The sequence below is a fragment of the Pseudonocardia charpentierae genome (genome assembly GCF_031845345.1).
Taxonomy (GTDB): domain Bacteria; phylum Actinomycetota; class Actinomycetes; order Mycobacteriales; family Pseudonocardiaceae; genus Pseudonocardia; species Pseudonocardia charpentierae.
The window spans coordinates 1-5,133 of the sequence record NZ_JAVREJ010000068.1 but is presented as its reverse complement, the minus strand read 5'-3'; the positions used below and the strand labels follow the sequence as shown (position 1 = coordinate 5,133).

Genomic DNA, 5,133 nt, shown 5'->3' with positions numbered 1-5,133 from the left:
CTGGTGGTGTTGTGCCAGTTTTGATATGGCTCTTCAATATCTACGGCCCCGTCCGTGGTGGAGAGTTTTTTGGTTAGAGCCAGTTTTTGTTGGAGAGTTTGATCCTGGCTCAGGACGAACGCTGGCGGCGTGCTTAACACATGCAAGTCGAGCGGTAAGGCCCTTCGGGGTACACGAGCGGCGAACGGGTGAGTAACACGTGGGTGACCTGCCCCCTACTCTGGGATAAGCCTGGGAAACTGGGTCTAATACCGGATATGACTACATGTCGCATGGTGTGTGGTGGAAAGTTTTTCGGTGGGGGATGGGCCCGCGGCCTATCAGCTTGTTGGTGGGGTGATGGCCTACCAAGGCGACGACGGGTAGCCGGCCTGAGAGGGCGACCGGCCACACTGGGACTGAGACACGGCCCAGACTCCTACGGGAGGCAGCAGTGGGGAATATTGCGCAATGGGCGGAAGCCTGACGCAGCGACGCCGCGTGGGGGATGACGGCCTTCGGGTTGTAAACCTCTTTCGGCCCCGACGAAGCGTGAGTGACGGTAGGGGTAGAAGAAGCACCGGCCAACTACGTGCCAGCAGCCGCGGTAATACGTAGGGTGCGAGCGTTGTCCGGAATTATTGGGCGTAAAGAGCTCGTAGGCGGTCTGTCGCGTCGGTCGTGAAAACTTGGGGCTTAACCCTGAGCTTGCGGTCGATACGGGCATGACTGGAGTTCGGCAGGGGAGACTGGAATTCCTGGTGTAGCGGTGAAATGCGCAGATATCAGGAGGAACACCGGTGGCGAAGGCGGGTCTCTGGGCCGATACTGACGCTGAGGAGCGAAAGCGTGGGGAGCGAACAGGATTAGATACCCTGGTAGTCCACGCCGTAAACGGTGGGCGCTAGGTGTGGGGGCCATTCCACGGTCTCTGTGCCGTAGCTAACGCATTAAGCGCCCCGCCTGGGGAGTACGGCCGCAAGGCTAAAACTCAAAGGAATTGACGGGGGCCCGCACAAGCGGCGGAGCATGTGGATTAATTCGATGCAACGCGAAGAACCTTACCTGGGTTTGACATGCACCAGACGCATCCAGAGATGGGTGTTCCCTTGTGGTTGGTGTGCAGGTGGTGCATGGCTGTCGTCAGCTCGTGTCGTGAGATGTTGGGTTAAGTCCCGCAACGAGCGCAACCCTTGTTCCATGTTGCCAGCACGTAATGGTGGGGACTCATGGGAGACTGCCGGGGTCAACTCGGAGGAAGGTGGGGATGACGTCAAGTCATCATGCCCCTTATGTCCAGGGCTTCACACATGCTACAATGGCCTATACAGAGGGCTGCGAGACCGTGAGGTGGAGCGAATCCCTTAAAGTGGGTCTCAGTTCGGATCGGGGTCTGCAACTCGACCCCGTGAAGTTGGAGTCGCTAGTAATCGCAGATCAGCAACGCTGCGGTGAATACGTTCCCGGGCCTTGTACACACCGCCCGTCACGTCACGAAAGTTGGTAACACCCGAAGCCGATGGCCTAACCACTTGTGGGGGGAGTCGTCGAAGGTGGGACTGGCGATTGGGACGAAGTCGTAACAAGGTAGCCGTACCGGAAGGTGCGGCTGGATCACCTCCTTTCTAAGGAGTCTCACCGAATGGTGAGGTTGGTTCATGCATCTCTGAAGGGTGTGTGTCCCTCCTTTCACGATTCCACACCTGATCGAAGCGTGGTGCCGGCGTTTGCTGGTGAAGCGTGGGTGTGGCTGGGTGGAACACTTCTGCTGTCTGGTTCCAAACAGTTTTAGCAGGCTGGCACACTGTTGGGTCCTGAGGGGACACCTTGTGGGTGTTGTTCTCGGTACCGCTCCTGGCCTGGCCGGTCTAACGCATGAGGTTTTTCGTGTGGTGGCGGTGTGAGGGTTGGGGTGTGGTTGTGTGTTGAGTGTTGCATAGTGGATGCGAGCATCTTGTTGTGGTCAAGTGTTTAAGGGCACATGGTGGATGTCTAGGCATCAGGAGCCGATGAAGGACGTGGGAGGCCGCGATAGGCCTCGGGGAGCTGTCAACCGAGCTGTGATCCGAGGGTGTCCGAATGGGGAAACCCAGCACCCGTCATGGGGTGTTACCAGCATCTGAATTCATAGGGTGTTGGGGGGAACGTGGGGAAGTGAAACATCTCAGTACCCACTGGAAGAGAAAACAACCGTGATTCCGTGAGTAGTGGCGAGCGAAAGCGGATGAGGCTAAACCGTGTTCGTGTGATACCCGGCAGGGGTTGCGGGTGCGGTGTTGTGGGGTTTGGTCGTTCTGGTTCTGCCGGACTGGGGATGGCATGTGCGTGGTGTTAGTGGAAGACTTCTGGAAAGGGTCGCCGTAGTGGGTGAGAGCCCCGTACGCGAAAACACTGCGTGTGTCATGGATCGGATACCCGAGTAGCAGCGAGCTCGTGGAATTTGCTGTGAATCTGCCGGGACCACCCGGTAAGCCTAAATACTCCCTGGTGACCGATAGCGGACTAGTACCGTGAGGGAAAGATGAAAAGTACCCCGGGAGGGGAGTGAAATAGTACCTGAAACCGTGTGCCTACAAGCCGTCAGAGCCTGGACTTGTTTTGGGTGATGGCGTGCCTTTTGAAGAATGAGCCTGCGAGTTATGCTTCGTGGCGAGGTTAACCCGGGTGGGGTAGCCGTAGCGAAAGCGAGTCCGAATAGGGCGTGAGTGTTTCGGCACTGTAGTCGCGGGGTGTAGACCCGAAGCGGAGTGATCTACCCATGGCCAGGGTGAAGCGGCTGTAAGAGGTCGTGGAGGCCCGAACCCACCAGGGTTGAAAACCTGGGGGATGAGTTGTGGGTAGGGGTGAAAGGCCAATCAAACTCCGTGATAGCTGGTTCTCCCCGAAATGCATTTAGGTGCAGCGTTGTGTGGTGGATGCCGGAGGTAGAGCACTGGATGGGCTAGGGGGCCGACAAGCTTACTGAACTCAGCCAAACTCCGAATGCCGGTATTTCTAGCATGGCAGTGAGACTGCGGGGGATAAGCTTCGTAGTCGAGAGGGAAACAGCCCAGATCACCAGCTAAGGCCCCTAAGCGTGCGCTAAGTGGGAAAGGATGTGGGGTCGCCCAGACAACCAGGAGGTTGGCTTAGAAGCAGCCACCCTTGAAAGAGTGCGTAATAGCTCACTGGTCAAGTGGTCCTGCGCCGACAATGTAGCGGGGCTCAAGCGCACCGCCGAAGCTGTGGCAACGAGAACTTAGGTTCTTGTTGGGTAGGGGAGCGTCCTGCATCCGGTGAAGCGGCGGGGTGACCCAGTCGTGGAGGGTGTGGGAGTGAGAATGCAGGCATGAGTAGCGAATGCAGAGTGAGAATCTCTGCCGCCGATTGACCAAGGGTTCCTGGGCCAGGTTTGTCCGCCCAGGGTGAGCCGGGACCTAAGGCGAGGCCGACAGGCGTAGTCGATGGACAACGGGTTGATATTCCCGTGCTCGTGACGGTGCGTCCATGCCCAGGCCGGTGATGCTGACCATCCGAACCTCTTTACTGTCCTTCGGGATGGTTTGTGGGGGGAGCGTGGGACCCGATCCGGTAGTAGGCAAGTGATGGGGTGACGCAGGAGGGTAGTCCCGCCAGGCGGTGGTTGTCCTGGTGCAAGCTCGTGGCCCGATGTCCAGGTAAATCCGGATGTCTGTCTTTGATGACGGGGGTGAGGGGTGATGCGTAGCCGATTGAGGCGAAGTAGGGTGATCCCATGCTGTCGAGAAAAGCCTCTAGCGAGTGCTGTTGCGGCCCGTACCCTAAACCGACACAGGTGGTCAGGTAGAGTATACCGAGGCGATCGAGTGAACTGTGGTTAAGGAACTCGGCAAAATACCTCCGTAACTTCGGGAGAAGGAGGACCGTCTGCTTTGAAGCCCTTTGCGGGCTAGGGGTGGGCGGTCGCAGAGACCAGGCCCAAGCGACTGTTTACTAAAAACACAGGTCCGTGCGAAGTCGTAAGACGATGTATACGGACTGACGCCTGCCCGGTGCTGGAACGTTAAGAGGACCTGTTAGTCCGTGAGGGCGAAGCGGAGAATTTAAGCGCCAGTAAACGGCGGTGGTAACTATAACCATCCTAAGGTAGCGAAATTCCTTGTCGGGTAAGTTCCGACCTGCACGAATGGCGTAACGACTTGGGCGCTGTCTCGACCACAGACTCGGCGAAATTGCACTACGAGTAAAGATGCTCGTTACGCGCGGCAGGACGGAAAGACCCCGGGACCTTTACTACAGCTTGGTATTGGTGCTCGGTTCGGCTTGTGTAGGATAGGTGGGAGACTGTGAAGCGGCCACGCTAGTGGTGGTGGAGTCGTTGTTGAAATACCACTCTGGTCGGATTGGGTGTCTGAACCTCGGGCCATGATCTGGTTCAGGGACAGTGCCTGGTGGGTAGTTTAACTGGGGCGGTTGCCTCCTAAAGAGTAACGGAGGCGCCCAAAGGTTCCCTCAGCCTGGTTGGCAATCAGGTGTTGAGTGTAAGTGCACAAGGGAGCTTGACTGTGAGACGGACGTGTCGAGCAGGGACGAAAGTCGGGACTAGTGATCCGGCACCTCCTGGTGGAAGGGGTGTCGCTCAACGGATAAAAGGTACCCCGGGGATAACAGGCTGATCTTGCCCAAGAGTCCATATCGACGGCATGGTTTGGCACCTCGATGTCGGCTCGTCGCATCCTGGGGCTGGAGTAGGTCCCAAGGGTTGGGCTGTTCGCCCATTAAAGCGGTACGCGAGCTGGGTTTAGAACGTCGTGAGACAGTTCGGTCCCTATCCGCCGCGCGCGTAGGAGACTTGAGGAAGGCTGTCCCTAGTACGAGAGGACCGGGACGGACGGACCTCTGGTGTGCCAGTTGTCCCGCCAGGGGCATGGCTGGTTGGCTATGTTCGGAAGGGATAACCGCTGAAGGCATCTAAGCGGGAAGCTCGTTCCAAGATGAGGTCTCCCACCACCTTTGCGTGGGTAAGGCCCCCTAGAGACCATGGGGTTGATAGGCCGGGGATGGAAGCTCTGTGAGGGGTGGAGTCGACCGGTACTAATAGGCCGAGGGCTTGCCCACAACACCAAGCTCCGCTTGTATGAGTAGAGTAGTTGCTCGCATCCACTGTGTGACCCTGAGCACACAACCAGCACCACC

The 5,133-nt window shown here is 57.8% G+C and carries 2 rRNA genes; both read left to right on the top strand.

The window, feature by feature from the left end:
* The first annotated feature begins 86 nt into the window (after positions 1-86).
* A 16S ribosomal RNA gene (locus tag RM445_RS31735) occupies positions 87-1,604 on the top strand.
* A gap of 336 nt (positions 1,605-1,940) precedes the next feature.
* Positions 1,941-5,055 (top strand): 23S ribosomal RNA (locus RM445_RS31730).
* The 16S and 23S rRNA genes sit together here, the layout of an rRNA operon.
* Positions 5,056-5,133 lie beyond the last annotated feature (78 nt).